Here is a 546-nt window from a genome sequence, read left to right on the forward strand (position 1 = left end):
TCATAACTATATGCTGCTGGCATTCAACCTCCTTATCATCATCTATCCTTATCCTATCACATCCGGACTTTTATGGAAAGAGCTATAACTCCCCCAAGTTCATGTGTTGGTTCATTAACTTTTACTCCCTTTGCTAGTAGGAGTTTTACTATTGGTACACTGTTACATTCCACAGCAAGATGTAACAACATACAATTTACAGTTTTGCCTGAATTTAATATACTGAAGATCTTATCTTTTAACCGCCCACTTTTTTTTAAATCACTATACATATTATGTGTTGTATGCTTTTGTGAGTTTATCTTTTCTAACTCATTTCCTATTCTTTCAAGTAAATTATTCTCATTTAAACCTTCACTCTTGCTTACCTCATTTATTATTTCAAAAAACTTTTCCTTTTTTATTGCCATAACCTTTCCTCTCAATTTATTTATTATTGCTGAACAGTCTCACAAAAAAGTTATAGCTCTTTCCATAAAAGTCCGGATGTGATAGGATAAGGATAGATGATGATAAGGAGGTTGAATGCCAGCAGCATATAGTTAT

The 546-nt window shown here is 32.6% G+C and carries 1 protein-coding gene; it reads right to left on the bottom strand.

From position 1 onward, the window contains the following. Positions 1 to 56 precede the first annotated feature (56 nt). Positions 57 to 410: a hypothetical protein gene (locus OZD66_RS00145; RefSeq protein WP_275021838.1), complete on the bottom strand. Its 354-nt coding sequence runs from the start codon at positions 408 to 410 to the stop codon at positions 57 to 59. Positions 411 to 546: the final 136 nt, after the last annotated feature.

The sequence above is a fragment of the Wolbachia endosymbiont of Drosophila baimaii genome, from assembly GCF_028982185.1.
GTDB lineage: Bacteria > Pseudomonadota > Alphaproteobacteria > Rickettsiales > Anaplasmataceae > Wolbachia > Wolbachia pipientis.